We start from the raw sequence: 2,500 nt of genomic DNA, 5'->3' as shown, positions 1-2,500 counted from the left end.
TGTGTTTAGGGGTGAAAGGCCAATCAAGCCGGGAAATAGCTGGTTCTCCGCGAAAACTATTGAGGTAGTGCCTCGCACGAACACCTTAGGGGGTAGAGCACTGGATGGGCTAGGGGGTCGCGAGATCTACCAAACCTAACCAAACTCCGAATACCTAAGAGTGATATGCGGGAGACAGACGGCGGGTGCTAAGGTCCGTCGTCAAAAGGGAAACAGCCCTGACCTACAGCTAAGGCCCCCAAATCGTATCTAAGTGGGAAAGCATGTGGGACTTCCAAAACAACCAGGAGGTTGGCTTAGAAGCAGCCATCCTTTAAAGAAAGCGTAACAGCTCACTGGTCTAAACAAGAGGTCCTGCGGCGAAGATGTAACGGGGCTCAAGATACGTGCCGAAGCTTAGGGTGTGCCACTTATGTGGTACGCGGTAGCGGAGCGTTCCGTAAGCCGTTGAAGCGATCTGGTAATGGGTCGTGGAGGTATCGGAAGTGCGAATGCAGACATGAGTAGCGATAAAGAGGGTGAGATGCCCTCTCGCCGAAAGACCAAGGGTTCCTGCGCAAGGCTAATCCGCGCAGGGTGAGCCGGCCCCTAAGACGAGCCCGAAGGGGGTAGTCGATGGGAACCACGTTAATATTCGTGGGCCTGGTGGTGTGTGACGGATCATGTGTGTTGTCTGACCTTATCGGATTGGTCAGGCTTCGAAATGGTTCCAGGAAATAGCCCCACCGTATAGACCGTACCCGAAACCGACACAGGTGGTCAGGTAGAGTATACCAAGGCGCTTGAGAGAAGTGTCCTGAAGGAACTCGGCAAATTGCCTCCGTACCTTCGGAAGAAGGAGGCCCCATATAAGCGCAAGCTCTTATGGGGGGCACAGGCCAGGGGGTAGCGACTGTTTAGCAAAAACACAGGGCTCTGCTAAGTCGGCTTCAAGACGACGTATAGGGCCTGACGCCTGCCCGGTGCCTGAAGGTTAAGTGGAGGGGTGCAAGCTCTGAAATGAAGCCCAGGTAAACGGCGGCCGTAACTATAACGGTCCTAAGGTAGCGAAATTCCTTGTCGGGTAAGTTCCGACCTGCACGAATGGCGTAACGACTTCCCCACTGTCTCCAGGACATGCTCAGCGAAATTGAATTCTCCGTGAAGATGCGGAGTACCCGCGGTTAGACGGAAAGACCCCGTGCACCTTTACTGCAGCTTCAGAGTGGCATTAGGAAGAAACTGTGTAGCATAGGTGGGAGGCTTTGAAGCATCGGCGCCAGCTGATGTGGAGCCATAGGTGAAATACCACCCTGTTTGTTTCTGATGTCTAACCTCGATCCATTAGCTGGATCAGGGACCCTCTGTGGCGGGTAGTTTGACTGGGGCGGTCGCCTCCTAAAGAGTAACGGAGGCGCGCAATGGTGGGCTCAGGACGGTCGGAAACCGTCTGTTAGAGTGCAATGGCATAAGCCCGCCTGACTGCGAGACTGACAAGTCGAGCAGAGACGAAAGTCGGTCATAGTGATCCGGTGGTCCCTCGTGGAAGGGCCATCGCTCAACGGATAAAAGGTACGCCGGGGATAACAGGCTGATAACCCCCAAGAGCTCATATCGACGGGGTTGTTTGGCACCTCGATGTCGGCTCATCACATCCTGGGGCTGGAGCAGGTCCCAAGGGTTTGGCTGTTCGCCAATTAAAGTGGTACGTGAGCTGGGTTCAGAACGTCGCGAGACAGTTTGGTCCCTATCTGCCGTGGGCGTCGAAATTTGAGAGGAGTTGACCCTAGTACGAGAGGACCGGGTTGAACATACCTCTGGTGTACCTGTCGTTCTGCCAAGAGCGCAGCAGGGTAGCTATGTATGGACGGGATAACCGCTGAAAGCATCTAAGCGGGAAGCCTCCCTCGAGATAAGATTTCATAGAGCCGTCGGAGACCACGACGTTGATAGATCGGATGTAGAAGTGCGGTAACGCATGGAGCTAACCGATACTAATTGCTCTATTCGCGCTTGAGAGTTCCACCATCAATGACAACACTGGGCAACCAGCGAAGCATTACGGTGCGGATGATAATCAAGTTGAACGCCAGATTCCCAATCCCCTCGCCGTCGAGGGATTGGTGCAAATACCACTACAACCATGCACGGTCGTCGATTTTAAGAGCCCCGTCACAGCCGAAAGGCAAAGACGGGGTACCCCAGATATAACGTGCACGCATGTCGCACCGGCTCCATTGCCTGGTGGCTATAGCGTCGGTGTCCCACCCGATCCCATTCCGAACTCGGCCGTGAAACCCGCCTGCGCCAATGGTACTATCGCTCAAGCGATGGAAGAGTAGGTCGTCGCCAGGCATTGAAGCCCGTGCGACATGCAAAGCACATCATCTGAACCCATTCACAACGTCTCTTACCCTCCTTCGCCACAGCGAAGTGTCGCGGGGTGGAGCAGCCCGGTAGCTCGTCAGGCTCATAACCTGAAGGTCACAGGTTCAAATCCTGTCCCCGCAACCAAACCTCA

The 2,500-nt window shown here is 54.6% G+C and carries 1 tRNA gene and 2 rRNA genes (1 of these 3 cut by a window edge); all 3 read left to right on the top strand.

The features are described 5' to 3' along the window. Positions 1 to 1,997, top strand: a 23S ribosomal RNA gene (locus SJY20_RS00015); it begins 798 nt to the left of the window's first position. Positions 1,998 to 2,219: 222 nt separating this feature from the next. Further along, positions 2,220 to 2,334: ribosomal RNA gene (gene rrf, locus SJY20_RS00010) — 5S ribosomal RNA — on the top strand. Positions 2,335 to 2,416: 82 nt separating this feature from the next. After that, positions 2,417 to 2,493: transfer RNA gene (locus tag SJY20_RS00005), tRNA-Met, on the top strand. Positions 2,494 to 2,500: the final 7 nt, after the last annotated feature.

This window comes from Sphingomonas sp. R86521 (assembly GCF_042466235.1).
Taxonomy (GTDB): domain Bacteria; phylum Pseudomonadota; class Alphaproteobacteria; order Sphingomonadales; family Sphingomonadaceae; genus Sphingomonas.
This window is presented reverse-complemented; position numbering and strand designations above follow the sequence as displayed.